The organism is Enterococcus sp. 3G1_DIV0629 (assembly GCF_002141285.1).
Lineage (GTDB): Bacteria > Bacillota > Bacilli > Lactobacillales > Enterococcaceae > Enterococcus_B > Enterococcus_B lactis.
In genome coordinates this window covers 733,166-757,780 of the sequence record NZ_NGLI01000001.1, presented here as the reverse complement: position 1 = coordinate 757,780, position 24,615 = coordinate 733,166, and the positions used below count along the sequence as shown (strand labels likewise).

Sequence of the window (24,615 nt, the reverse complement as noted above, 5' to 3'; positions counted from 1 at the left end):
TTAATTTAGCTAAGACTACTTTTTGGCTCTGCTTAGCCACACGAATACAACTAATGTAACCAGCAAGCCCCCTAGTACTACCCCAAGAATCGTGTGGACACTTCCCGTTTTCGGCAAGGTCGTTTGTTTTTTGGGCGTCTCTGACTTGTTTTCTTTTGGCTGTTCAGGTGTTTTGAAGCTAACGGTTTGTTCTTTGTTGGTGAGATCATCTTCTCGAGCGACTTCATTGAGTTGCTCTTCTTCGTAATAGAGAACGTGTGTAGCGGTCAGCTGATCCCCGTCTTTCACTGTGTTGCCTTTGAGATCTAAAAAGACTTCGAACTCATCTTCTTTGCTTTTAGCCGTATACGTCGAGGCGGCTTCACTGACGACTTCTCCTGTTTTAGTATTTTTGTATTGAGTGAAGACAGTGTAAGTATGCCCAATTTCAATTGCTTCTCCTTTGACCCAAACGACGTCTCTCAAGCGGTGATCAATGGTTGGATCAAGTTCTTTCTTCCCATTTATATCCGTAAATAAAGACCTCAATTCCAACTGTTCTCGTTCATTAAACGCTTCTAGTACGATCAATTCCCCATCATTTTCAACCGTAACTGAAAAATCGATTGATTCTTCTAATGGTAAGTAACCTTCCAACGGTTCGCCTTCCACAAATTTGTACTCTCCATAAGGCAATCCTTCGATGTTAATTTCGCCTGCCTCATCTGTCAAATATTCATCGATCAACACTTCTGTCGATTCCCCTGCTTCGTCTGTTTCCAGTTTAAACAAGTTGAATGGCACGTTGGCTAATGGTTGTTCATTCAAACGATCTCGCTTGATCAATTGAATATTTTGTCGGGCTAAGCGGTTTGGCACTTCTAGTCGGATCAATGCACCAGCATCTTCTTCCGTCACACTGAAGACAAGTGGTTCTTCTAATGGTACATACCCTTCTGGTGCTTTGATCTCGTGGAGTTCATACCGATCGATTCCCCAAGCCAGACTTTCAGTTGTGACGATTTCGCCTTTTTCGTTGGTTTCAAAAATATCGGTGCTTTCGGTGTCATTGGAACGTTGCATGGAGACAAAATCGCCTTCACCCTCATTGGCCCAGGTGTCGAAGATTTTGAATTGAGCGCCGGCATAAGGAATGTTTTCGCCTGTCTCCTCATCCACTTTGACAATGTGCAAACGAGATTCAATGATCTTGTCTTCCAACAAGAAGAAATGCGTGTAACCTTCCTCAGTAATCGTCACGTCAAAAGGTTCAATCAACAAGTAACCATCGACGCCTTTTGTTTCTTCAATCGTGTAGGTGTCGTACGGCAGATTTTCAAATTTGAAGTACCCATTTTTGCCAGTCACTTGTACATATTCTTGTCCTGTGGTATGAGAGGTAGCAGTTAACTCTACGCCTTCTAATGGTGGTTTGATATCTTGGTTTTTATTGCCTATCTGGTTCAAAATTTCGGTGATTGTTTGTGGTATCAGTGGACGAGAACCGAATTTATAACCTTCGACATGTCCTTTAATGACGCGATCAGTCACCGATTTACGATGGATTGCCACAGTCTCATTCTGTCCAGCATACGTTAACTGAACGGTATATTTGGTTGGATCTAAATTGTATCCTTTTGGCGGTTCAATTTCTTGTAGATAATAGGTACCTAATTTTAAGCCTTTCAATTCTGCTTGCGCTACGCCATTTACATCTGCCATCGTCAATTGACCAACAGAGGCCCCATTCCCATCTGTTAGCTCATAAACAGCCCCGATCAGCTGTGCCGCTCCTTGCGGTGTATGACCTGTTTCTTCGTCTTCTTTGATCACCGTTAGATTCGCTAGTTGTTCTTTATTATCCATCGTGACGGTCGTGGTCTCATTGGCACGAATCGTGATAGTTTGTGGTGTTGAATTCAAGATATAGCCATTTGGCGCTTTGATTTCTTGAATGGTAACACGTGTATCCACGAGCAAATCATTCCAGGTCGCATAGCCATCTGATCCAGTGGTGATTTCTCTAGATTGACCATCAGACGTAGTAAACCGAAAAACGGCACCTGCTAACGGTTGTTTGGTCGTTTCATCGACCTTACGAATGCGGGTATTGCCGTTTTTTAAGACGTTGATATTAACAGTTGTTCTCGTAGGGTCACTCGCTCGTCCCAAGACTACATTTTGTGTAAAAGGATTAGTATAAACAACAGGAACTCCTTGATAATTCGCTGGTATAGCATACGCAAAACCAACGGTTCCTTTTTCATTAGAATTTCTATTAGCGGTTATCGTAAGAGAGTTATTATCTTTTCTCACACTTACTCCCGCTGAATTACCGAATGGCATACTTTCATAATTACTAAATGCACCAGTTGTATCTGTTAAAGTAATACTTTCCCCAACTTTTAAAGTAATTGTTCGTCCATCAAATGAAGGTTTTGTATAAAATTTATTGACATTCGTCATTACATTTGTCTTGAAAACTTGATAGTCTGCCATAGAAAAGATACCAGAAATACTAGTAGGATAGATTCCTTGTTGTTCATAAGCTAGTATCTGAGTCATGATTTCTCTTTGTAGCGTATGCCCCGGTAAGATTATACCGTAATACTTGATCAATGAGATTCTTTTCATCAGTTCTGTATCCTGTAAAACCGCTGTATATCCTCCATTTGAGCCTACATTAACCGCTACACCTTGTTCGATACAAAGGGCAATTTGTCCGTTCACTCGTTTTCCATACCAGCCATATTCCCGGCTTCCATTCGATAAGTGAATATCAATATTTGTCACATTCGTAGATGGATCTACGTATACTACTTGATTCGCTGCTTTCGTCAATTGATTGCCAGATAGAATATCATGGATCGATTTCTTGACATAGGTTGAAGGAGTCGTGGTATACAGCTTTCCGTCCTCTCCTCGAATCAAATTGTTTTTTTGAAGAAACTGTTCAACTATGTCTGATTCGTTTTCTTTTTCGTTTTGGACATTTTCATTTTTTTCCGACTGTCCTTGATCATTAGTAATAGCTAAAGCTGTCATGGGTTGACTCAAAAATGAGCCAAATAAAATGCCGAGCATCAACCAAATTCTCAGCTTGATTTGATATTTTTTCATATGTTCCTCCAGTTTTTATTTGAATGCACGAGAAAAAGCCCTTCAACAAGAAGGACTTCGACAATAGTTACTCAATTTAATAGTTCACCTCACAAAAAAAGAAGACGAATGCTCGTCTTCCCATTAATAAAATTCTAAATAATATTTTTCTGTGCCATCTGACCAATATTGCGTAATGATATTATATCCTCTAATATTTGAATTTATGTCTCGTAATTTCTCTTCTCCTGCAGAAGAAGCTGCTGCAAAGGTTGAATATTGTGTACCATTACCAGTATAAGGTACTAATGGGTACGGTGCTTCTGGCATAGGTATCGGTGTCGTGCTTCCTCCTGTTGAACCACTGGAGTTTCCACCTGCAGATCCACCACTCGTGTTGCCTCCTGGAGTGGTAGCTCCTCCTGTATTTGAACCATTTCCTGAATTCGTTGGTGGTACCACGGGTGTTGTGGGTTGTACTGTAATATTTTCAGTTACATTTTGCCCCGGTGTATTCGGTGTTGCAGGAGAAGCTACAGGATCAATTGCTTCAGATTGGGTTTCCGGTACTTCCGTTTGTTGCGTTGCTTGGTTCGCAACTACTTGTTCTTCTTGACGTTTGGCTTCTTCTGCAGCCACTCGTTCAGCCTCGGCTTTTTCGTCTGCAGTCACTTTTTCTTCGATAACTTTTAACGATTCATTAAACGATTTTTTTGCTTTTACGTTTTTGATCAGTTCCACTTCTTTTTTAGCAGATTCCAATGTTTCTCTGGTTACATTATCTGTTGGCTTGCCATCTTTGTAAAGTTCTTCGACTACTTTTCGAGCTCTTTCAATTTGGGATAGTTGATTTCCAGCAGCTTCCATTGCTTGGCTAACAATTGAAGTAAACTCATTTTCTTCTAGATTTTCAAGTTCAATTTTTTCTTTCTTTTCTTCAATCATTTCACTGTTTAAATCATCGATAATGATTGCTTCTTCATTGATCTCAGCATTTTCGATATAAGGTGTTGAAAATAAACTGTTTACTGCTTGCGTTTGATCAAAAATCATTTGAACTTCGTTGATTTTCTCGTCTAGCTTGATTATATCTCCTAAGTCTTTTTGACAAGTTTCTTGGTCTTGCTTTCTTAACGTCTCTACTTTCTTAGCATGAGTCGTAGCGTCCGATTTGTATTTTTCAATCGTCTTCTTCAATGAATCAATCTTCGCTTGAGTTACATCACTGGATAGAAACTGTTTATGCTCATCGGCATACAGACCAGCAATTTCCGTCTCGATTCTTAGCAATTGTTTTTTGTGTGTACTCAATTCACTGGTCACTGCTTCAACTTTTTTGCTATAACTTTGCTCATTCACTATGAATAGCGTAATAGAGGCAGTCACTATCGCTACAGCAATGTACACCCATTTCAAATTCTTTTTATTCACATGGAACTCCTCTCGTTCTTAAAAACAGCATCAGACAACATTCTTTTAGAAATCGTTTTCTATATAGTAGCATGTTCAAGCTTATTCTTTCTTTACAGTTATTTTAAAATACATTCATTTTTTAAAAAGTTAAAACTTTGGAGCGCTCGTAGGACATGTTTTCTATTGGATTGCTCGCAATACATGTTTATTTTTTGTGCCCGATCTCCATAAAAATAAGTTGCTTTATAAAAGCAATACTCCTGTCGAAGGACAACGCCATGTTTATTTCTTACACAAAGTCCTTCAATAATTAAATACGTATATTTCGATATTCTTCTTTCATAGCAAACGTCTAATACGGGGCGAAAAGGCAGATCAGGTCGCTTCAGACGTTCCCGAACTTTCTCATACACTTCATAATCTTTTTGAATCGGACTGGCCGTCAACATCACAAAGCCATAATCGCGTTTTAAAATCACCGATAATGGTTCCAAAAACGGCATTGCTTCTCTCACCTCTTTTCTGTTTTTCTTAATGATTGGATCAATGAGTCTTCTAAAAATTCTTTTTTCAACTTTTTGTACGCTAGCTGCTGAATGTGTTTGTTGACTGAAATACGATCCTGTTCGTAACCAGGAAGATATTCATCTTGCATCTCAAAGTATTTCTCTGCCCGATTACGTTCATATTTTTCGACAAAAAAAAGATCCTGTTCTTCAAAAACAAGACCTGTCAGCAGCTTTTCAATTTTCAGTAATTCAATATATTTATGAATGAAATTATCAACGGAAAGAATTTCTTCTGGCTGAAACAATTCTAACCGATGTACTCCAAATTCGGTAATTTTCCTCTGCAAAAAAGCATAATCAGGCTCTCTACGATTTTGGTCATAAAAGATATAAAAAGAAGTTTCTGCTTTACGCATTTCTGCTCTTAATAAAGCTTTTATTTTTTCTGAATCAAAATCTACAAAAGACAATTCACTTAAAACATGACGAATCATTTTTTCGTAACGATCCATATATTCGCCAAATTTGATTGGTTCTCCGAGTTGTTCAAAGTTCATAATTCAATACCTTTCTATTGCTCATACTTACACATCCTCATGAAATATTTAAATACAATATATTAAAACCATGTTATTATATAATTTGAGGAGAGTGAAATAATGAAAAAAAATATTTGGTTGTTATTACTTGTGTCAACGATTACTTTATTTGCTGGTTGTTCTAATCAAAGTACCGAGCCAACCACCGAAAAAGATAGTTCTACAACGAGTAGTACGGTTGAACAAACAAAAATATCAAGCAGTGAAGCAACTTCTGAATCATCATTAAAAGAATATCCTGCAAGTGAATGGCACCCTGGAAAAATGGATATTCAAGGTATGATTAATGCTGCTCAAGGCGACGAAACTAAAGCTTTGCAGGATGCCTCTATGGTTGCAGAATTGAGTTTATCACCTTATTTTTCTGATAATACTGGCAAAGCTGAAATTGAGTTAACTAAAACAGGAGATAACTTCTATAGTCTAAGCATTACTAATAATTATTTAGAGAGTGAACAAGATTTAGAACGTTTTGAAAAGAACTCAGAGCTCTTGATGGCACAACAACCAGTAAATAAATCAATTAATCTTTATATATTTACTGGAACAGGAATGGGACTGAGTCGCCAAGTAGTTACTAGTTATCAATTAAAAGATGATGGTACTATCGCAAAAATTTAGATTAATCTATCCAGTCTTCGGACTGGATTTTTTTCTCTAAAAATCTTCCAAAATCAGTTGCATCACCTTGCTAGTAATCTCGCCCCTTCGCATTAAACTTTTCAATACTTTCTCAGCATATAAATGTGGAGAAATTGGAAAAAACGGATTTGTTTCAAATGCTCTGTATAATTGTCTTAACTCATCGATTGCCTTTGGAGTTAATTGATAACTATCTGGATCATTTAAAATCTGTCTCAACATCTTCATACTTGATTGACCCCCTACACAATAATTTCATTGTCTTTTATTTCCCATTCAAACCATTCTGCAAAATCTTGTTTGAATCCATCTACTCTATGCTTATTCTGTAAATATGCTTCTTTCTCATTTGTCGGATCTAGATATGTCGGTTTATCTTCTGGACGAGCGTATACCCCAATCCAAGTGACATAATCTCCTTCAAAGTAACCATCTACGACGAATCCCTTTTCGGCTAATAAATTTCGTACTTTCTCTTTTAATTGAGGAACATTTCTTGGTAAATATCCTTTATAACTGTTCGCAAACTCTCTAAATATTGTTGCTTCTCTAAAAAATTCTTTGTTTTTTTCGAGGTATTCTTGACATCGAATTTTTTCAGTTTGATTTAATTCTCTTTCGTAAGTTTCATATAAATTACGCAGTACTCGATATTGGTTCTCCTGGTACCCAATTTCAAGCTCACAGTTATCCAATGTTGTTCTTAGCGTTGGAATCGCTAAACTATCATGTAGCGCTAGATCTTGAATTATTCTCTTCGTTTTCCTTAAAGTTGCTGTGACTTGGTCTAATTTCGCAATTTCCATTAACACTCTTTGCATCAAAGCAATGTCAATAAATTCCTTTGTGCTCATATATTTCCTCCTTCTCATTCAATAACCATCTCTTGAATAGCAGCCGTTTGTGCTTCAATCATGTGTAAATGCTTATCACTCAACTCCGCTTCATCAATAATTTCCCACGTTTCTTCCGTATCGTTATAGTCATCCACTTCCATCAACATTTTGACAGTTGGAGCTACTGTTCGCTTAAACCAATTTTTTGAACGCTCATATAATTTTTCATTTGGTTCAGTAATTAATTTCACATTTTCTACACCGCCAATGAAATGATGCCATTTTTTATTGATGGGCCAATATTTACGAGAAACATCAGGTCGCTTATCAGTGAAACAAAGATAATCATTTAATATGCCCAATAATAAATCTGATAACATCCCACTTTCCACATATCGAGTGATCGCATCCATTGCTCGTTCATCTTTAAAACGCAATTCGTAACGATTTTTGATCGGTACTTCCTCTACAGGAATCCCTAATTTTTTTGCTTGCTCGTAATTTTTTTGGTAAAAAGCAATATAAAAAAGGCTTTTCTTAGACCCAAGATAAATCGAGACACCTCCTCTTTTTTTCTTTGAAATCGAGCCTGACCCATTAAATTCATAGACTTCAAAACGCGAAATCAATTCTTGCCGTTCAATTTTGTTCAGCAACACAGGTATATTCAGATACTCTTTGTAATCATTAATCGCTAGATCAACTCGTGTAAATTTGGCTTTATGATCAAAGCAAACATAAAAAAAGTCAAACCATGTTCGCCCTTGCGCTTCAAGAAACGCTTCAAATTGGCGACAGCCTTGACCTGATAATTGAATTAGAATCCCTCGATCATCATTCTTTTTGGAATAAAGAACATGTATATAATCAAGTTGAAACCCACCAACATAACCATATAAATGACTAGAAGTTTCCGCAAAGAATTCTTTTTTGATTTTTAAAACCTCATTAAAAATCCTTTCTACATCGTGAAAAGGAAAGCTTATACGCAAGTAATCAATAATACTTTCTAACGGTTCATGTTCTTCTTTTGTTGCAAGTAGATCGTAAATTTCTATCATTTTTTCTTCTGATGGAAAACTTTCACCTCTCTCAATATTACTAATTGATTTACGGGATAATCCTACCAAATTACCAAACTCCGTTTGGGTCATCCTCATCTTTTTCCGAGACATTCGAATACTCAGTCCAATTTCACTTAATTCATCCAACTTATTCACTATTAAAAACACTTCCCAAAATCACACTTTTTTTCGAGCACCATGGGAACTAATAAAATCCTTATATACCAATGGTTTAATTACTACTTTTTTATCATTTTACATCTTCATTACCCCCCTGTTAGAAGATGGGGGTTCCAGGGGTGCCTAGCGGAGCACAGCTCCACCAGACACCCCCAAAAAGTCTATCGGCGCCCCTTTGCTAGCGCAGTGGCGCCTGCTACGGCTGCACAGCAGCCTAGCCACGCCTTTTTTCTTTATTCATTAAATAAGCTAGTTTTTTTAAATTAAAGCGATTACAATCATAGTAGATAAAAATACAATGTATCAAGAAAGGAATATTGATGAATCCATCTTCTTTAACTGAGATCATTTTTTCTGCTGGAAATTTGCTGCTCCTCTTTTTAAGTCTTCTCTTTAATTTTTATCAATTTAAAACGAATCAAAAAGAAAAAGTTTCATCGGAAATTGCTGAAAGAGTCATAAAGCAAATTTTTATTCCGTATCAAAATTCTTTGGGTATCTATTTGTATAAAAAAATCACTCATCAAAATTGGGAGGAATTACGGAATACTTTAATTCATTTCAAGGAGACACTAGATTGTTCAACAGAATCTTATTATTTATCTGACGACATTCAACTTTCGATTAATAAACTATCTCTATTTTTAAAACTAGATCACTTAAATAAAAAAGAATTTAAACACTTAAACAAACAATTTCAAAAGTTCTCAAAAAGCTATTTAAGAGAACACTCCTATTTTCGTGAAACACTGCATTTACCAATTAAAGGAGCACTTCATCGCCTACAGTTTAAATTGTATTCAAGTACCTGGAACTACTTATACTTAATGTCCAAACTTAGTTTAGTAGTTGTTATTTTTCTTATTATTTTTGTACCCCTGCATTTAATTTTTGCCTTGCGTTTATTAAATTGGCTCTATCCATTCCTTTCACCATAACTTTGCTCTATCTCAATTACCTTTATCCATCATATCCTTAATCTCGGGAAAATATGAACGAACAGAAAAATGTAACTTAGTGATATCTATATTCGTCGATTGTACTCTTAGTACGTCAGTCAAAAGACAATCTTCCACATATCTTAATGCTTCAAGTTTAATCAATTCATCTTTTGTGAAGTTACAACTATTTTTTAAGTACTCTTCTACATTAGACATCTTTAAAACATTTGAAATTAAAAAACGCGATAACCTATTTCTTTTTTCAATAAGAAGTAACTTTTTATTTAAACTACCCATTTGCATGTACTGATAAAGAATTACAACAAAAGAAACAATATTAAGACCAAACAGTAGTATCATTTTTATCACCTCCAACTTACTTAGAAAGGACTCAATCACTATGCTAAAATTATTTTTTTCAACAGAGCCATTCATAAAAATACAACATATGATTTTTTCAAAGAAAATAACTAATAATAAGAAGATTCTAGATGCTTATTTAGAGAGCATAGAAAAAATCATTAAAGATAATTCTCTAAAAAGTGAACAAAAGAAAGCAGTCATCAATGGGTTAATTAAATCACTCACTTGTGGGATTCAATCAGATTTAAATCTTAAGCTCATAACAACAGGTTATGAAACCTTTGATATTCATTTTGATAATAGCTTTCCAAGGTTATCGTTTTGTCCACATTGCTATCAACTTTTACCTTCAAAAACAACTTTCAATTACAAAACTGCTGTTTCTTTAGCACACGATCCAATAATTTCCCCTATTTGGAGACACGATCGTCTTATAAAGACTCTTGCTTTCGTTGGTATGGATGTCAATAATCCTTTTAAATACGATAAAACAAACCATTTTGATTTAAGTTATATTAAATATTTAGGTATCTTTTGGAATGGTAATGGGCTACATTCTACTAATTCGGGAATTTTAAAAGGTGAAGGCACCCTCTTCACAAATGGTATAATTGATATGACAGAGATACTCAAATGCTACAATTTCGATGGCATGTTTTATATTCATAAAAACTGTAATCAACCTATCCTAAAAGCTAGTGACTTTAGATTTGGCATTATTTTTGAAATTGGAAAAATACTTTTAAAATATAAGATAGATTTTGTTGTCCCCGACTAAATTTTTCATTTATGAAGAGCTCCATTTTTAGAACACTTAAACTTCTACTTTTTCAGCATGTTTATCGAAATCAAAAATAATCATCTTCTCGTATGTTCTAAAATATTCTAAAAAGTTAAAGGTTATTGGCACGAGGGGTGTGTAAAATTCTCTTACCACTCCTTCTCCTTCATTTTCTTTAGCACCACCACCCGTATCAATGTAGCCACGTCCCTTGATTTTCTTATTAAAGAAAGCTTTATTCTTGTTTTCTTCTCCAAAAACCATATGATAGGCGACTTGTGCGAGTATTCCTACTGTTACTTTACACATCAGATTATCTCTAACTCCTGCTGGAAAATCTGCAGCATCTGGTCTTTGCGTCGCTAAAACGAGGAAGATCCCTGCTTGTCTAGCTTTTAATACTAACTGTTGGACAGCAGTGTCAACTCGTTCCTTCACTCTATAATCTAATGAGGTATAAAACGCCTTCCATTCATCAAAGATGATAAAATGCGGCGGGATATCGTAAAAAGCATAATTCTTTCCTGATTGGTAATTAGACAAAGATTTCATATACTTAAATCGTTTGTCCATCAACTTTACACCATTTTCCAAACAGCGGATCATGGTTTCTCCTGAACCATAATGAACATGTCCCTTGAATACTGGTAAATCACTTAAATCAGCTAAATCGGCATTTTTGGGGTCACAAATGTCAATCGTTCCCACATCCAACATGGCTTTAATCAGCGAATAAAGAAAGTAAGTTTTTCCACCTCCTGTGCCTCCAGCAATGAGCATATGAGGCGCTGAATCGTAGTTCCAATAGACACCTTCCATTAATTTAATCGAACCATTTTTAGCCACTACATCTTTGATTTCAATTCTTTTGCCGATCACGTCAGTCATAAATCCATAGGTCACAAAACCAAAATCGCGTTCTTCAGAAACTAAATCTGCCATAAACATTTCTTCTAGTTTTTTCCCTAGTTGTAAAAAACGATCATGATGTTGACCACCATCTAAAGGTAAAGTCACTTTTGTGGTATGCTTGTTCTTCTTGACATATACTTTTGGGAATTTTTCAGTTGCTTTCTTTCCAGATTGTTTCGCTTCTATTCTGATCATAAAACCAGCTAATTTCAGCATATCTGCTATCGCATTATAATATCTAACAGACAAAAAATAGCCTCCCTTAAGTTGCGAGCGACGCATCAAAATAAAGACGAATAAATTAGCTATTATGATTAATGGAACAATCACTATAACAGGCAAGATGAACTGTTTAGGATCGTTGAAACTTACTACTATTGGATAAACCCAATAATAAACCAGCATAACTAAAGGAATTAAAAATGGTGTTAAAAACAATAGATAATGGATAGCCCAATAATGTAAATGGTACTTCCTGATCCTTCTTCCTCTATATTTAAAAATTTCTTTTAACATGTCGAAACAATTCTTTCTCTCACTACAAACATAGCATCACTCCTGTCATTCAATGCTTAGCTCACGTCTAGTCCCTGTAAATCGGTGAATAATCACTACTCGATCACCAATTCTTCGCTCAACAAACCAATTATAGGGACTTAAATGTTTCCCCAATAAAGCTTCTTTCACTTTACGAGTGGGTCTCTTTAATTGTTTCATAGAAATACTCCTTTTCATTTCTTTTCTTAAAGCTAAAAACAATAAAATGATCTTTTTGTTCATAGTCTGTTAAATAAGTGATTTCTGCCTGTATTTCTCTTCCAGTATAATTCCCCAAACGATCCACTTCCCGTAAAAGTATGTGATCGCCTGTTTGAAAATCTCGGTCGTTATACCTTATTTCAAAGGTCTTCATATCCTTACAAACTGCAGAAAAATATTGCGTTTTTATTTTTAATACGTGTCTCTTTGGCTTCATCATGATTTATTTTCTACTGATATTTTTTTCTTAGGTTCCTCGTTCTTATGAGTAGGCGCTTTGACAATATCATCTGCTACAATCTTTAAATAATTATCTGTACGTCGTCCCTGTCGGAAAGAATAATACTCGATCCTCGGATTAACTAACTGAACTAAATCACCAAAATGAAAGATTTTCTTTTCCACTGAAATATCAATACTGATTACCTCTTCTGACAATTGTTGTTCTGATTGAACCACGTATCGACTTTGTGTGGATACCAATTCGCCCTCTTCATCTTCTTTACGTTTATCTTCTTTCATCCTCAAAAATTTTAGATTGCCAAATGATTGCTTGATGTCCAACGCGATCCCTTTATTCAATTCGTTCATTTTTGCCATGTTTTTCTCCCCCTATTTTACTTTTACAATTTCTTTTACTTTGATGGTCCAACCAGATACAGCTCCTGTATCCCCTGCTACTTGTGAAAATGGTTCACATCGGACCTCTTTTAATTCCACTTCATCCCCATAATTCAGTTTCAAAGCAGAGGAATTTCCTCTGTTAGGTAAGATCACTTCGATTGTTTCTTGCTGCTTCACAGATAACAATGCATGATAATGACCAACAACTTTTCGATTGCCATTCACATACTCTGCATATTCATCTTTTCGACCCACATACTCCAACTTTCCAAATGTTTCTTTTGGTTCTGCAATCGCAAATTCCATAAATATTCCTCTTTTCTTCTCATTTTTTGATATAAAAAAATAGCCACTGCTTAAATGTGTAGTGACTAGATCTTAACTATTTTTATTCTGTAAAATAATAATTTCTTGACGACAAAACTCCGTGTAAATGGGTGTAAAGACCGTCGCGAATTGCCAAACATTCCTTTTATTGATATTGCTATACGCATGGGCAAATAAATTACGGATTGCCTTAAGCTTATACCAATTGACCTTTCCATTGGTTCTTTCTTTAAACTCAGCTGATAGTTTATTTGCCATCTCTCCTACCTGCATCAACGACATACTGATGGCATGAAAAAACACTCGATCGTGTGTAAAAACTTCATAGTTTCTACCAAAACGATTGAGTGTTGCTTCAATATCTTCACAATAAATAAGCGTTCCTTTTAAAATACGCAAATCCTTCTCATTATTATTTTTCAAATACTTTTATTCGCTCCTCCATCATTTTTTCTAAAAATTGTTTTTGATAATTGGTCAAATGTTGCTCTGTTAGAGCCTCCATTTCAACTAGATCAATATCGTGATCCATCGCTTCTTTTAATTCTTCGAAAAATTCACCATAAAGTACCCAGTAATTTGATTCAGGCATCCCTTTTGTCTCTACTAAAAAATCAATATCACTTTCTTTTGTTGCTTCATTCCTTGCATACGAACCAAAAATATAAACTACAGGAATCTCATATTTTTCAGCTACTGGCTTTACACGTTTTTGGATTTCTTCCACGGAGAAAAGCATACTAAAGACTCCTTCATCATTTTAGACGTATTTTTTATATCGATCATGCTTCAACTTTTTTTAATTTTTTATCAACAATTGTATAAAGTATTTCTTCTGCTCCTAGTTGATAATCAAAATATTTATAATTACCTAATCCAAAATAGATTTTGTTAAGATCTATTTCGTCTAATCGCACAAGTATCCAGCTTTTCAATGACTCTTGATAAATAATTTTGCTAAATAATGCATTCAATTCATGGCGAGCACCTTTTGCTTTATGGGTATGGTTACTTAAAAAAACAAGTGCTAAATCACATTCTTCCAATCCCATCGAAACTTTTTCCAAAATGTTATCCCCAAAGTCAATCTCTTGTTCATCCAACCAGACATTTAAACCAAAAGATTTTAACTGATCTACAATATAATACACTTTCTTTTTATCTTTATGGCAATAGGAAATAAATACTTTTTTCTTGATCTTTTTGTTTTTTATTAACCCTTTTTCTTGTTCCTCTTTTAAACTAGGAAAACTAAATCCAAAACCAAATAGTGTCAAAATTAATTCTTCAGAAGAATGGGGTGGAATCGGAAACATTGTTTTATATCCATAAGACATTTCCTCTATTTTTTCTTCCAAGCCTTGATCATTAACCACTGACATCTTAGCTTTTTTTGCAATTTTTAGAATTTCCTCATAATTTTCTGAGGTATGGATCAAAATAGATGCTTCTAATTCATAAATGTGATTATTTACAAAAACTTCCAACACTCCCGAATTAGATACTAATTCATTCATTTCCATAATTACAGAAACATACTCAGGATAATTCTTATACGGAAAATTCAACATGACTTTTTTGTCCATAGGATGCTTTTCACCTACTAATAAATAGTTATTGTAGGTATATTTTACCATATTATCAATTGACATTTTAAATAAATAAGTAGAAACCATTTTGGCAATATCATTTTTGACCCAAACTGGAGCATATCTTAAGTCCTCATCCAAATCAGATAAAGGAATAAGATAACGACGCCTGTTCTTATCTTTGTATCTTTTTAATATCTCATCTAATTTCTCCAAATTATATGGTGCTGGTATCTCATTTAAGAATGATTTATCAATCCCCTTTCGATGAGGCATTTTTATCTATTCATCCTTTCCTTTAAAATCAAAAATTTCTTAGTTGCATATGCAGAATATATTTTTGGTACAGCATATTTGGTTATACAATTATTTCTTATATTTTATTCTTTATTTAAGAAGTAGGTACATCATCGTCAATTCAAGCGAAAATAATACAAAGCAAAAAAAATAAACATCTCGCTCATTTTCTTTGATTCCATAAATTACTCCACAAAAAGAAACAATTAATGCAGCAATCATAATATAATAGTCACTCAAAAATTATCAACTCCTCTTTATTATTTAAGTAGGGATTTATTCAATAATATATTTTTCAATCGCTTCTTTAATCGTCTTTGCGGGAAACGAATTAATCCCGTTTTCGTCTTCTTCTCCTGAATAATACGTAGTTATTTTACTTTGATCAGTTACTAAAATATCAAAAGCTTGTTTACTTTCTGGATGATAAAAACAAAAAATAGTGTCAAGAGGTCGTTCGTCCAACGTCCATCCTTCAATCTCAATCTGTTCATTTCTCATCTTTCTTATTACCTTCTTCAATGTTCTTTTCGTATCTGAAGAAAAAAATATTCTGCCACATTCAAAATCTGATAGTAGAACTGCCATATTGATTTATCCCTCATTTCTTAGATTATCTGTCAACGCCACAATTCTCCATTATTCATCCATTTCGTGATAAATTCATTGACTGGCCTTCTAAATGACATCTCCGCTCGATCAAACTCTCTTCGAACTGCTTGATGATCCATTTCTTTTTCCGAGAATTTATCATTGAGTCTGCTCAATCTTTTTTCCATTAATTGCCCTACTTGAAGTTTTACCAGGTGAATTCCATCTGATTGTTTTTCTATATTGATACCAGCTTTATAAATGGCTTGATCCACTCGGTTAAAGAATTCTTGTTCCAGTTGAATCCAAAAATCTTCCATTTCTTGAATGGACGTAAATAATTTCGACATTTTTTGTCCTCCTGTTTAAATAAAAAAAGCACAACCAGAATTTTCTAGCTGTGCCCATAGGTTAAATTGTTGGTTACGTTCTTTTTTATCCGTACGCAAATTACAATAATTATACGATTCTTTTTTCATGGTAGTAGAATGTGCAGCTTCTGCTAATGATTGGCTATAAGTTCGCTTATGCTATGAAATAGCCACTCATCCATTCGTTTCATAGAATCATCTTCAACGGCTAACGATCAACTCGTATCACGGCACGTTAGATAGATCTACCACATACGGTGTACAACACTCCTCCTTTTGCTAAGCTTTCGTATACCTTCTCATTTGATATACTTCAGCAACCACTTCCAACCTGTCCTCACGACATTGTTATAGGAAATGATCTGATCGTTCAAAAATAGACACCCTTCAATCACCAAGCGGAAATTACTCCAATGTTTTCAATGCCCTACCACAATATGTAGTCAAAACGGAAAACCTAGTCCTTGATAAAAGTTAGAAACCTTCTACTTCAATTGATCGTTAGTATGGCTCTACTTAAAGATTCCATTGCCACCTTGTGCGCCATTCAGCGGCTGGCACACGCCACCTCAACAAGACTTATAACCGTAAAGGAAAATATCCTTCTTGTATTATTCTGTCAAATCGCTTAAAATAAAATTGTCTAGGTTTTATCTTAAGTGTTTGCGGAACAGAAATTTATTTTCTTCTCGTGAACGCTTTTTTGTTTATTTTTTTGCATTTATAAAGAACCTCGAGTTCTATAACAGAACTATATCATCTTGTATCAGAACCGTCAATACCAAAACGGAACTTTTTTCATTTTTTTCTAAATTCTTGTGATAAACTATATTAAAATAGAGCTAGGAGTTCTGAAATGGAAGCATATGATAAGATTAAACAATTAAGAGAAGATAGGAATTTTTCTCAAAAAGAAGTAGCTGATGCTATTGGTTTAAACATAAGTGTATATAAAAAAATTGAATTAGGCTCTCGTCCTATTCGTGAAAATGAATTGGCTGTAATAGCAGATTTCTTCAATGTTTCTACAGATTTTCTACTAAATAGAACCTCTGATCCGACTCCTCCAAAACGCAGTGAAGAAGATCAGCTTGGAGACAGTATCCTTTCTCACTTCAGATTGAATACTGCAGATATGGAAGTAGAAGACATTGAAGAACTAGAAGAAGAATTAAATGAATATATGGACTTTTTAGTTCAACGTGCAAAAGCAAAGAAAAACAAAAAATAGCCAGGAGAATTATTGGATTGAATGTGATTTCTGAAGAACTTTATTTTGAAGCTGCAGACCTTGCAAATGAACTCTCAGAAGAAGTGAGTTATTACTGTTCAAAGAAAATGGAACATGTAAAATGCTACGACATTGAGAATTATGTGAATGAAGTGGAAAATGTAGAATTCATCGATTACGACTTCAAAGATAACTTAAGTAAGAAAATGCTTGGTTCCATTACAAAAGTTCATGGCGAAATCCTCATTACCACCAATCAACATTTAATGCTTGAACGCAAAAATTTTACAAAAATGCATGAGATTATCCATTATTATAGGGACATACCCTATCTTGGAGAATCTCATGCATTTTCTGATATGATTTTAGAAAATACTTATTTGCCAGAAGACTATGAAAAAGAACTTCGAGCAAATGTAGGTGCCAGCATCCTCATGGCGAATGATCGGGCTCTTCCCTACGCCCTAAGGAAGTTTAGAAATTTTAACGAAGTAGCCAACTACTTTTTCATGAGTAAAGCAGCACTAAGAAAAAGAATCCTCCAGTACTTGGAATTTACTGGAGGATGTACATATGAAACAGCATATAAACTATTTAAAGATTATTACTATAAAAATGGACGAGAGTTGCTAAAGTATTTTTACAGCATTTAATATTTGATGTTTAACTATAATATTAGGATTTAATGATTAAACGAGTAATTATTTTTAAAGTTCATAACTGTTGTTTCGTCCAGTTTTATGGGCTTCCCCTTAAAGTATTAGCCTTATCAAAAGAAGGAGTATTATTAGAAACTTTAATCAAAAAAGCACTAATTGCTTTTTAGCAATGTCGTTATATCAATACTTTTTCTATATCTCGGAAACCACTAACCAATACTCATGTTGTTTTCTACAGGCTTATTTTTCAATCATTAAAGTTTATGTTCTTTTCTTTCTTTATCAAACTTTTAGCTAGTTCTGATAAAGTATCTTCTCTTAATTTATCATCTTGGATTTGCGAAGCAAGTACATTACCCAGATAAGCTTGTGTTGTTTCTAACATCCCATATTGACTTAAGTTAGCAGATTTTATAATTTTAGAATACATTGAAATGAAAATTGCTCCTATAAAATCAACCAATGCTCCACCAATCAAACTACATATTAGTATAATATCATTGACCATTTTTGGTTTAAAAAACATTAAAATAATAGTTCCGACAATAATAAACGTTCCAAATAGTACTATAGTTTTACCAAGATTGAATATTTTACTTACATGTGAAATATTCAGCTGGTAATAGTTATCTAAGTCTAACTGGCTCTTATTTAGTTGTTTTACTGCTCGTTCTTCCTGTGTAGCATTAGATATCTCCTCAGAAAAAATTAAATTTTCAATCACTTGTAATTTAACTATAAACTCTCTACGTGTTTTATTATCAGTTTTATCTTGATCTAATACATAGATTAAACCGCATATGGATAAAATAAAACCGAATGAAACAATCCAAAAAGGAATTTTAAAATCGAGTAAAAAAATACTATTGAGTATCGGAAAAAATATAGAGCCAACAAACATGCTTCCCCACATGTAACTCCATTTTTTTCTTTTTAAAATTTTAGTTTCTAATTCTTCAATTTGGTTGAGAACACTAGCTTTTTCTGCATAATTATCTTGTTGTTCTTCTGTATGATATACTTCTGTTGAATCCAGCATCCACTAAATCTCCTTACACAGTTTTTCTATGAGATTATTCACTTCTCTAGGAATCTTCTATCTTAGTGAACCTCATTTTTTTTCTATTTTATCTTTAAAGGCGAATATAAAGAGAACTAATCTAAGTCCCTTTCTTCTTCATCATCTATGTTATCTGCTATTTCTTCCTGATAAGGAATTATATCATCAAGGTTACTAAGATTTTGTATTGTACTGCTAGTATTTAACTCTTGCATTTTTGATATTACACTTCCCAGTCTACTAGTATTCATCTCTTGTATTCTTGACACTGCACTTACAAGGCCACTAGTATTCATCTCTTGTATTCTTGACACTGCGCTTCCAAGGCCACTGGTATTCATCTCTTGTATTCTTGATATTAAGTTTCCAAGGCCACTGGTATTCATCTCTTGTATTCTTGATACTGCGCTTCCAAATCCATCAGTATTCATCTCTTGTATTCTTGATATTAAGTTTCCAAGGCCACTAGTATTCATCTCTTGCAGTCTTGACATTACGCTTTCCATACTACCGAGCGTCTGCTTCATAGTATTTAATTTTGTCGCATCCAATTTATAATTTATATAACCATTAAGATCATCAGCCATTATATCCAGTTCTTCGTTCCCAATGTCACCAATTAATATCTTTTGAAAAGCATTATCTAAGTGTTTTATATACTTTTTTAATTTTTTTAGCAAGACTTGGCACAAAGACACATTTAGCTCTTTATTATGTCCTACAGTATTTCTTCCTTCTCTTATTAATTGCATATCAGTCTGAATCTCATCTAGTTCAACCTCCAAATATTTATCAAAAATTTCTTCCCATAAAGAATATGCTTTAGATAAAGAAATTTTCCCCCCTTGGATCAGATCTAAAAGTTCTTTTGCACTAAGTTCTTTAATTTTCAAAACACTTTTTTCATTTTCTCCATTAATTTGTACGTAATTTTCACCAAATAAATACTCTTCAAAATCTGATAAGTCCATCCACTGTAAAGGATTGTCAGGATTCCACTCATTTTTGGCTTTTTTTCTCATTTTTTTAAACTCTTCTTCTGGAATTGAGTCTTCTAACCAGTTTTCAATAAAATAAGTCGGTGCTATTAAATAAATCAGTTTTCTCATAGACCACTCATATTTGTGAAGATAAGGAAGCAACTTTTTTGAAAGAAATAATGAACTTGTATCTAAAAGGGTTGTATGTTTCAATCTAGATTTACTTAACTCCGTATTTACTTTTTTTAGCGTTTCTTGAAACGCGCGTACTTCTTTTAGCCCTATTTTTCCTAATTTTTCATATTTAAAAACGACATGTAATGAGTCATTATACGGAACTATATCATAGTCGCACATTAATTTTTCTCCCTGAACTTCACATTTAAGCTGTGAATCCACTACATAAGGAGATATTGATTTTTTAAATACTTTACTAATCTCTTCAGGCAGTTCTTTTTTGGCAAAATACAAATATTCAACAATCAGTTCACTCATTACTAACACCTCACATCTTTCAAAATAAATACCAAGAGTTTGCAAAGTCATTTTTATATGACTCAATTATATAAAATATTTTAAAGGTTATCTATGCCTGAAAATTTGGCAATTCTAATTTATTTTAGAAGTAACTAGGATTTGGTGTTTTTTTGCCTTTTCTTTAGATAGAAATAGCATATTTTTAATCTCAAAAAAGTAACATAAATGATATGTTAAATTAACACTACGATTTATCTAGTTTACATAATGCACATTATCCTAAGCTCAGATTTTCTATAAAAGTGATCAACCTCATGCACTGATTATAAAAAATGTTATTCCATTTAAATTATTAAAAATATGACTAGACATTCAACTGACATAAAAAGAAAATCACACTTTCAAATTACTACTAATTCCATAACTATTTTGAAAAATCATGAACTTACTTGATGTTTAAGTCAACTGTTATTAATAAGTCACTTTCATTATACAACAGTTTGATTGATATATACTGTTTTTATCAAGAGTTTAACATCATTAATGCATACTAATTAATAAAAAATTTGTTTGCACTATTAGTCTTTATCACAAAAAAATTCCTTAGGATAGTGTGCTAAAAGTAACACAATCTTCCATAATAATTTTTTAAAATTAAATTATAAGAAAAGTTCTATTTTAAATAACCATACGGTATACTTAGTATAAGAAAGGAAGTTGAATTGACTTTGCTTAGAAAGTATAACGTTATTACCATGGATATAGATTTAGATGGTAAATTAAACACAAAAGAGTTATCCGGGACAGAAATACATTTGTTGTCTAATAGAGATGTTGTATATGTTTATGTTGGAGAAAAGAAATATTATATAGGACAAACTAAAAATTTGTTAAGACGTCACCAACAGCATAATAGTAATTCTAATAAAAACTTTGTCATGAAAAATTATGATAGACTAATTGTTATTTATGGAAAATTGATTGATAAAAATCTTGATTATCTTGAAAAGCGTTTGATTACTTTATTTGTAACTGATAACGAAAAAAGAAAAAAACAAGTTGTCATTGATAATCGTACAATGGGTAATAGTTCTAATTACTATCAAGATGTTAAAGAACTAGAATCATTAGTAATTTGTCCTCTATGGGAAGAAGAATTAACAAGATTAGGAGTAACGAACAATACAAAAATAAGTACTTTAAAACAAAGAATACTAGCAAAATACTCTCCTTTTATGGATCTCACAGATCAACAACAAGCAATAATTGAACAAATCACAATCAATCGTAACAATTATATAATTGAAGGCGGCTCTGGTACTGGTAAAACAGTGTTAATGACTAACTTAGTTGCGCAAATTTTTGATAAATTTAATGGTACCAAAAAAATTGGAGTTGTTATAAAAGCAAATTGGAGAGAAAATGCTAAAAAAATTTTCAAGGACTATGGTATTAATAAGAATGTACAAGTAGGTACTTGGGGCTCTCTATTAACAAGTAAGCAATACTTCGACTATATTATTGTTGACGAGGCACATCGTTTGCCTAGATTCTATGGAAAGCTCCACCCATCTGAACTTAAATACTTTAACAATAAAAAAGACAAAAATAGTTTAGAACTTTTAAGGGAATTTACATCCTCCCTAGTCTTATTTTATGATCGATATCAGACAATTAGACCCTCTGATATTCCGGTATATACCTACGATAACTATATTCTCAATAACAAGTTTAAGAAAATTGTATTAAAAACACAGTTTAGAATTAATATTCACGATGAAGGAAAGACATATACGTCTGATGATTATTTAAAAGGAATAAAATATGCTCTTCAAATTTCTAATGATAATTCTTTTGATCACTCACTTTTTAGAAATAATGATAAAGACAGTTATTTTGGTTTTGTAAATTCAATATCAGAATTGTTTGATTATATTGAGCGAATGGATAATTTACTTCAAGATAGTCAAAACCGTGTGATTGCTGGATATGCAAGAGAGTGGCTAAGCAAAAAAGACAAAGATGCTTATGATTGGTTTGAAGACGATAAAAAGTGGCGCTGGAATAGCACACATGAAAACTGGATAAACAAAAAGAACAGTTGTGAGGAAATTGGTTCTATACATGCTGTTCAAGGAATTGATATTAATTGTGTAGGTTTAATAATTGGAAAAGATCTAACTATTTCTAACGGTAAAATTATTGGTTTAAAAGATAACTACTATGATAGAAATGGAAAACCTATACAAGAAGAATATACAGAAGAACAGTTTACAGATTTTATAAAAAATATTTATTACACTTTAATGACTAGAGGTATAGATGGTATCCGTATTTTTATTGAAGATGAAAAACTTCGCAATTATTTTATTAGTGTACTCTCTTAACCTTTAAAAATTTTAATATAATTAATATGACTTAAATTAAAATTTTTACTACCAGATAGATTTAATTTATTTAAATCAAAAGAATGGATATAGTGCATCAATGCACACTTTCGATGTACTATGTTTTTTTCATTATATAGATATGAAAATAAAATTAAGTTAACTTTACCAATTAATAAAAATGTATTACTCAATACTTTTCAGTCACAGTAACAATAATAGCAGATTTCTTCAATGTTTCTACAGATTTTCTACTAAATAGAACCTCTGATCCAACTCCTCCAAAACGTAGTGAAGAAGATCAGCTTGGAGACAGTATCCTTCCTCACTTCAGATTGAATACTGCAGATATGGAAGTAGAAGATATTGAAGAATTGCAAGAAGAATTAAATGAATATATGGACTTTTTAGTTCAACGTGCAAAAGCTAAAAAAATAAGAAGTAGTTATGGAGAATGTTTGTTTTGGACTGTATTTGCGATGGTCTTTTTTTTGAAGTGTCCGATCTTGCAAATGAACTCTCAGAAGAAGTGAGTTATTACTGTTCAAAGAAAATGGAACATTTAAAATGCTACGACATTGAGAATTATGTAAATGAAGTTGAAAATATTGAGTTTATAGAGTACAAATTCAAAAATAACTTAAGTAAGAAATTGCTTGGTTCCATTACAAAAGTCCATGGCGAAATCATTATTACCACCAATCAACAATTAATGCTCGAACGTAAAGATTTTACAAAAATGCATGAGATCATCCATTATTATAGGGAAATATCCTATTTTGGAGAATCTCATGCTTTTTCTGATATGATTTTAGAAGATACTTATCTGCCAGAGGACTACGAAAAAGAATCCTCCAGTACTTGGAATTTACTGGAGGATATACTTCAGAAGAAGCGTATAGGTTATTTAAAAATTATTACTACAGGAATGAACTAGAGATACATCGACATTTAGAGTAGAACTTGATACTTTTAAGTTATAGTGTTTTCAATTTAATACTTCTTTATACTTTCTGTATGACCAAAATAGCGTGAACAAGCATTAAAATACTGTCCAGTTCCCCCGTTCTTGCGTGGAATCATAATTCCTTCATTACATTTAGGACATGATTTTATATCTTTAGGCAAGGAATTCAATAATTGACATTTTAGCATTGTCTCTGGGATCAACTGATTTAACAGTTTTAAAAGTTCATACCTACCATACCACTCGATTTTATGTGCTTTTTCATTTTCTGCTATTTGTTTATAGGCATGGGTATTAAAAAAAGACGAAGTGATAAACATCTTTTTAGTCCAGTTTTTATCAGATATTCCTGCAAAATTTTTTACATCATTATCAGTGATCAACCGTTCATTACTTGTGCTATTTAAGCGCTTTGATTTTGCTTGAACCGCTATACGCTCATTTTCTTTAGTTAAAATCAAATCCACGCCACCATCGCCAGTATAGACACGCTTATCCTTCATATACCTTTTCTTGGTTATTTCAACTTCATACCCAGCCAATCTAAACACCGCGGCTAAAAATCTCTCAAAATGATCACCTTGTCTCACTCGATCTCGAATACTACTTCCAAAATCCCTATCCATATCGTTTACGAAATCTACGACAATTTTTTCGTCACTGTTTAGCGCCAGTGACGCTTTTTCCAAGCCCATTTTTACTTCAGAAATAATCTCATGAACCTCTGTTTCATCTTCTGACTGACTCGATTTTCCATTTAACTTCTGTAAAAATTTTAGAACCAATTTATTGTCTCCCTTCACAAAGTTATATATCACTTTTTATTGTAAATTAATAACAAGAGTATTAATTTGTTTGACCACAAAAAAATGATTTTTTGTAAAAGGAAGATTGAACTTTAGAACAATATAAAAATGCATAAGATATTCCACTTTATAAAGATATACCCTTGAAGAATCTCATGCTTTTTTTGATATG

The 24,615-nt window shown here is 33.2% G+C and carries 28 protein-coding genes; 7 read left to right on the top strand and 21 right to left on the bottom strand.

The window, feature by feature from the left end; genetic code table 11:
- Nucleotides 1-15: 15 nt before the first annotated feature.
- The 4 genes from A5816_RS03955 to A5816_RS03940 all read right to left on the bottom strand — a co-directional run bounded on the left by A5816_RS03955 (nucleotide 16) and on the right by A5816_RS03940 (nucleotide 5,557).
- Nucleotides 16-3,099 (bottom strand): SpaA isopeptide-forming pilin-related protein, encoded by a 3,084-nt coding sequence (locus tag A5816_RS03955; protein WP_086310781.1) that lies wholly within the window; start codon nucleotides 3,097-3,099, stop codon nucleotides 16-18.
- 123 nt (nucleotides 3,100-3,222) lie between these two features.
- Complete coding sequence (locus A5816_RS03950) at nucleotides 3,223-4,509, bottom strand: hypothetical protein (protein ID WP_143354098.1); 1,287 nt, start codon at nucleotides 4,507-4,509, stop codon at nucleotides 3,223-3,225.
- A 98-nt stretch (nucleotides 4,510-4,607) separates the two neighbouring features.
- The gene (locus A5816_RS03945) at nucleotides 4,608-4,994 is read right to left on the bottom strand and encodes a hypothetical protein (RefSeq protein WP_086310780.1); all 387 of its coding nucleotides are present in this window, start codon (nucleotides 4,992-4,994) and stop codon (nucleotides 4,608-4,610) included.
- 8 nt (nucleotides 4,995-5,002) lie between these two features.
- Nucleotides 5,003-5,557, bottom strand: coding sequence for a hypothetical protein (locus A5816_RS03940; RefSeq protein ID WP_256925996.1), 555 nt, complete (start codon nucleotides 5,555-5,557; stop codon nucleotides 5,003-5,005).
- 102 nt (nucleotides 5,558-5,659) lie between these two features.
- Between A5816_RS03940 and A5816_RS03935 the strand changes: the two genes are divergently transcribed.
- On the top strand, nucleotides 5,660-6,220 hold the full coding sequence (locus A5816_RS03935) for a hypothetical protein (RefSeq protein WP_086310778.1): 561 nt from the start codon (nucleotides 5,660-5,662) through the stop codon (nucleotides 6,218-6,220).
- Between the two features lie 36 nt (nucleotides 6,221-6,256).
- Here the strand turns inward: A5816_RS03935 and A5816_RS03930 are convergent, their stop codons facing one another.
- From A5816_RS03930 to A5816_RS03920, 3 genes are read right to left on the bottom strand one after another with little or no spacing between them, the layout of a single operon-like run.
- Nucleotides 6,257-6,469 (bottom strand): hypothetical protein, encoded by a 213-nt coding sequence (locus tag A5816_RS03930; RefSeq protein WP_086310777.1) that lies wholly within the window; start codon nucleotides 6,467-6,469, stop codon nucleotides 6,257-6,259.
- Nucleotides 6,470-6,483: 14 nt separating this feature from the next.
- Nucleotides 6,484-7,095: a hypothetical protein gene (locus tag A5816_RS03925; RefSeq protein WP_172892055.1), complete on the bottom strand. Its 612-nt coding sequence runs from the start codon at nucleotides 7,093-7,095 to the stop codon at nucleotides 6,484-6,486.
- Nucleotides 7,096-7,109: 14 nt separating this feature from the next.
- The gene (locus A5816_RS03920; RefSeq protein ID WP_256925995.1) at nucleotides 7,110-8,297 is read right to left on the bottom strand and encodes an XRE family transcriptional regulator; all 1,188 of its coding nucleotides are present in this window, start codon (nucleotides 8,295-8,297) and stop codon (nucleotides 7,110-7,112) included.
- A 344-nt stretch (nucleotides 8,298-8,641) separates the two neighbouring features.
- Between A5816_RS03920 and A5816_RS03915 the strand changes: the two genes are divergently transcribed.
- Nucleotides 8,642-9,259, top strand: coding sequence for a hypothetical protein (locus tag A5816_RS03915; protein WP_086310775.1), 618 nt, complete (start codon nucleotides 8,642-8,644; stop codon nucleotides 9,257-9,259).
- A gap of 12 nt (nucleotides 9,260-9,271) precedes the next feature.
- On the opposite strand, the gene A5816_RS03910 is transcribed toward A5816_RS03915, so the two are convergent.
- Entirely contained in the window at nucleotides 9,272-9,622 is a 351-nt protein-coding gene (locus tag A5816_RS03910) for a hypothetical protein (RefSeq protein ID WP_086310774.1), read from the bottom strand.
- A gap of 40 nt (nucleotides 9,623-9,662) precedes the next feature.
- On the opposite strand from A5816_RS03910, the gene A5816_RS03905 reads away from it, so the two are divergent.
- Nucleotides 9,663-10,403, top strand: coding sequence for a DUF6710 family protein (locus A5816_RS03905; RefSeq protein WP_086310773.1), 741 nt, complete (start codon nucleotides 9,663-9,665; stop codon nucleotides 10,401-10,403).
- A gap of 36 nt (nucleotides 10,404-10,439) precedes the next feature.
- Here the strand turns inward: A5816_RS03905 and A5816_RS03900 are convergent, their stop codons facing one another.
- The 10 genes from A5816_RS03900 to A5816_RS03860 form a co-directional block, all read right to left on the bottom strand.
- Complete coding sequence (locus A5816_RS03900) at nucleotides 10,440-11,834, bottom strand: FtsK/SpoIIIE domain-containing protein (RefSeq protein WP_086310772.1); 1,395 nt, start codon at nucleotides 11,832-11,834, stop codon at nucleotides 10,440-10,442.
- Between the two features lie 45 nt (nucleotides 11,835-11,879).
- Nucleotides 11,880-12,035 (bottom strand): hypothetical protein, encoded by a 156-nt coding sequence (locus A5816_RS16215; protein WP_174123965.1) that lies wholly within the window; start codon nucleotides 12,033-12,035, stop codon nucleotides 11,880-11,882.
- Entirely contained in the window at nucleotides 12,007-12,294 is a 288-nt protein-coding gene (locus A5816_RS03895) for a DUF3850 domain-containing protein (protein ID WP_256926078.1), read from the bottom strand. Before A5816_RS03895 ends, A5816_RS16215 begins: the two co-directional genes overlap by 29 nt.
- On the bottom strand, nucleotides 12,294-12,677 hold the full coding sequence (locus A5816_RS03890; RefSeq protein WP_086310770.1) for a DUF961 family protein: 384 nt from the start codon (nucleotides 12,675-12,677) through the stop codon (nucleotides 12,294-12,296). The genes A5816_RS03895 and A5816_RS03890 overlap by 1 nt, the downstream gene beginning before the upstream one ends.
- Before the next feature lie 12 nt (nucleotides 12,678-12,689).
- Nucleotides 12,690-13,007: a DUF961 family protein gene (locus A5816_RS03885; protein ID WP_002308940.1), complete on the bottom strand. Its 318-nt coding sequence runs from the start codon at nucleotides 13,005-13,007 to the stop codon at nucleotides 12,690-12,692.
- Nucleotides 13,008-13,079: 72 nt separating this feature from the next.
- A complete protein-coding gene (locus A5816_RS03880; protein ID WP_086310769.1) occupies nucleotides 13,080-13,451 on the bottom strand; it encodes a DUF86 domain-containing protein in 372 nt (123 codons plus the stop codon).
- Nucleotides 13,441-13,767, bottom strand: a complete 327-nt coding sequence (locus A5816_RS03875) for a nucleotidyltransferase family protein (protein WP_086310768.1) — start codon at nucleotides 13,765-13,767, stop codon at nucleotides 13,441-13,443. The genes A5816_RS03880 and A5816_RS03875 overlap by 11 nt, the downstream gene beginning before the upstream one ends.
- Nucleotides 13,768-13,810: 43 nt before the next feature.
- Nucleotides 13,811-14,893, bottom strand: coding sequence for a toll/interleukin-1 receptor domain-containing protein (locus A5816_RS03870; protein ID WP_086310767.1), 1,083 nt, complete (start codon nucleotides 14,891-14,893; stop codon nucleotides 13,811-13,813).
- A gap of 297 nt (nucleotides 14,894-15,190) precedes the next feature.
- Nucleotides 15,191-15,415 carry a hypothetical protein gene (locus A5816_RS03865; protein WP_256925992.1) on the bottom strand — a complete coding sequence of 75 codons (225 nt, stop codon included), beginning with the start codon at nucleotides 15,413-15,415 and terminating at the stop codon, nucleotides 15,191-15,193.
- 119 nt (nucleotides 15,416-15,534) lie between these two features.
- Entirely contained in the window at nucleotides 15,535-15,855 is a 321-nt protein-coding gene (locus A5816_RS03860; RefSeq protein WP_086310765.1) for a hypothetical protein, read from the bottom strand.
- Between the two features lie 877 nt (nucleotides 15,856-16,732).
- On the opposite strand from A5816_RS03860, the gene A5816_RS03855 reads away from it, so the two are divergent.
- Together A5816_RS03855 and A5816_RS03850 are read left to right on the top strand one after the other, a co-directional pair.
- Nucleotides 16,733-17,107, top strand: a complete 375-nt coding sequence (locus A5816_RS03855; RefSeq protein WP_065773013.1) for a helix-turn-helix domain-containing protein — start codon at nucleotides 16,733-16,735, stop codon at nucleotides 17,105-17,107.
- Between the two features lie 17 nt (nucleotides 17,108-17,124).
- The gene (locus tag A5816_RS03850; RefSeq protein WP_086310764.1) at nucleotides 17,125-17,760 is read left to right on the top strand and encodes an ImmA/IrrE family metallo-endopeptidase; all 636 of its coding nucleotides are present in this window, start codon (nucleotides 17,125-17,127) and stop codon (nucleotides 17,758-17,760) included.
- A gap of 253 nt (nucleotides 17,761-18,013) precedes the next feature.
- Here A5816_RS03850 and A5816_RS03845 read toward each other — a convergent pair whose 3' ends face one another.
- A complete protein-coding gene (locus tag A5816_RS03845) occupies nucleotides 18,014-18,805 on the bottom strand; it encodes a hypothetical protein (RefSeq protein ID WP_086310763.1) in 792 nt (263 codons plus the stop codon).
- Between the two features lie 116 nt (nucleotides 18,806-18,921).
- A complete protein-coding gene (locus A5816_RS03840) occupies nucleotides 18,922-20,301 on the bottom strand; it encodes a hypothetical protein (RefSeq protein WP_086310762.1) in 1,380 nt (459 codons plus the stop codon).
- 704 nt (nucleotides 20,302-21,005) lie between these two features.
- On the opposite strand from A5816_RS03840, the gene A5816_RS03835 reads away from it, so the two are divergent.
- Entirely contained in the window at nucleotides 21,006-22,670 is a 1,665-nt protein-coding gene (locus A5816_RS03835; protein WP_086310761.1) for a DNA/RNA helicase domain-containing protein, read from the top strand.
- Between the two features lie 463 nt (nucleotides 22,671-23,133).
- Nucleotides 23,134-23,607, top strand: a complete 474-nt coding sequence (locus A5816_RS03825; RefSeq protein WP_256925991.1) for a toxin — start codon at nucleotides 23,134-23,136, stop codon at nucleotides 23,605-23,607.
- Nucleotides 23,608-23,663: 56 nt separating this feature from the next.
- On the opposite strand, the gene A5816_RS03815 is transcribed toward A5816_RS03825, so the two are convergent.
- On the bottom strand, nucleotides 23,664-24,422 hold the full coding sequence (locus A5816_RS03815; RefSeq protein ID WP_086310760.1) for a restriction endonuclease: 759 nt from the start codon (nucleotides 24,420-24,422) through the stop codon (nucleotides 23,664-23,666).
- Nucleotides 24,423-24,615: the final 193 nt, after the last annotated feature.

Coding starts and splice junctions, on each gene's coding strand:
- A5816_RS03855 (WP_065773013.1), top strand. CDS start 16,733: ATGGAAGCATATGATAAGATTAAACAATTAAGAGAAGATAGGAATTTT.
- A5816_RS03900 (WP_086310772.1), bottom strand. CDS start 11,834: ATGTTAAAAGAAATTTTTAAATATAGAGGAAGAAGGATCAGGAAGTAC.
- A5816_RS03905 (WP_086310773.1), top strand. CDS start 9,663: ATGCTAAAATTATTTTTTTCAACAGAGCCATTCATAAAAATACAACAT.
- A5816_RS03845 (WP_086310763.1), bottom strand. CDS start 18,805: ATGCTGGATTCAACAGAAGTATATCATACAGAAGAACAACAAGATAAT.
- A5816_RS03865 (WP_256925992.1), bottom strand. CDS start 15,415: ATGAGAAATGAACAGATTGAGATTGAAGGATGGACGTTGGACGAACGA.
- A5816_RS03940 (WP_256925996.1), bottom strand. CDS start 5,557: ATGAACTTTGAACAACTCGGAGAACCAATCAAATTTGGCGAATATATG.
- A5816_RS03890 (WP_086310770.1), bottom strand. CDS start 12,677: ATGGCAAAAATGAACGAATTGAATAAAGGGATCGCGTTGGACATCAAG.
- A5816_RS03870 (WP_086310767.1), bottom strand. CDS start 14,893: ATGCCTCATCGAAAGGGGATTGATAAATCATTCTTAAATGAGATACCA.
- A5816_RS03895 (WP_256926078.1), bottom strand. CDS start 12,294: ATGAAGCCAAAGAGACACGTATTAAAAATAAAAACGCAATATTTTTCT.
- A5816_RS03840 (WP_086310762.1), bottom strand. CDS start 20,301: ATGAGTGAACTGATTGTTGAATATTTGTATTTTGCCAAAAAAGAACTG.
- A5816_RS16215 (WP_174123965.1), bottom strand. CDS start 12,035: ATGAAACAATTAAAGAGACCCACTCGTAAAGTGAAAGAAGCTTTATTG.
- A5816_RS03935 (WP_086310778.1), top strand. CDS start 5,660: ATGAAAAAAAATATTTGGTTGTTATTACTTGTGTCAACGATTACTTTA.
- A5816_RS03930 (WP_086310777.1), bottom strand. CDS start 6,469: ATGAAGATGTTGAGACAGATTTTAAATGATCCAGATAGTTATCAATTA.
- A5816_RS03885 (WP_002308940.1), bottom strand. CDS start 13,007: ATGGAATTTGCGATTGCAGAACCAAAAGAAACATTTGGAAAGTTGGAG.
- A5816_RS03925 (WP_172892055.1), bottom strand. CDS start 7,095: ATGAGCACAAAGGAATTTATTGACATTGCTTTGATGCAAAGAGTGTTA.
- A5816_RS03955 (WP_086310781.1), bottom strand. CDS start 3,099: ATGAAAAAATATCAAATCAAGCTGAGAATTTGGTTGATGCTCGGCATT.
- A5816_RS03860 (WP_086310765.1), bottom strand. CDS start 15,855: ATGTCGAAATTATTTACGTCCATTCAAGAAATGGAAGATTTTTGGATT.
- A5816_RS03910 (WP_086310774.1), bottom strand. CDS start 9,622: ATGATACTACTGTTTGGTCTTAATATTGTTTCTTTTGTTGTAATTCTT.
- A5816_RS03875 (WP_086310768.1), bottom strand. CDS start 13,767: ATGCTTTTCTCCGTGGAAGAAATCCAAAAACGTGTAAAGCCAGTAGCT.
- A5816_RS03915 (WP_086310775.1), top strand. CDS start 8,642: ATGAATCCATCTTCTTTAACTGAGATCATTTTTTCTGCTGGAAATTTG.
- A5816_RS03945 (WP_086310780.1), bottom strand. CDS start 4,994: ATGCCGTTTTTGGAACCATTATCGGTGATTTTAAAACGCGATTATGGC.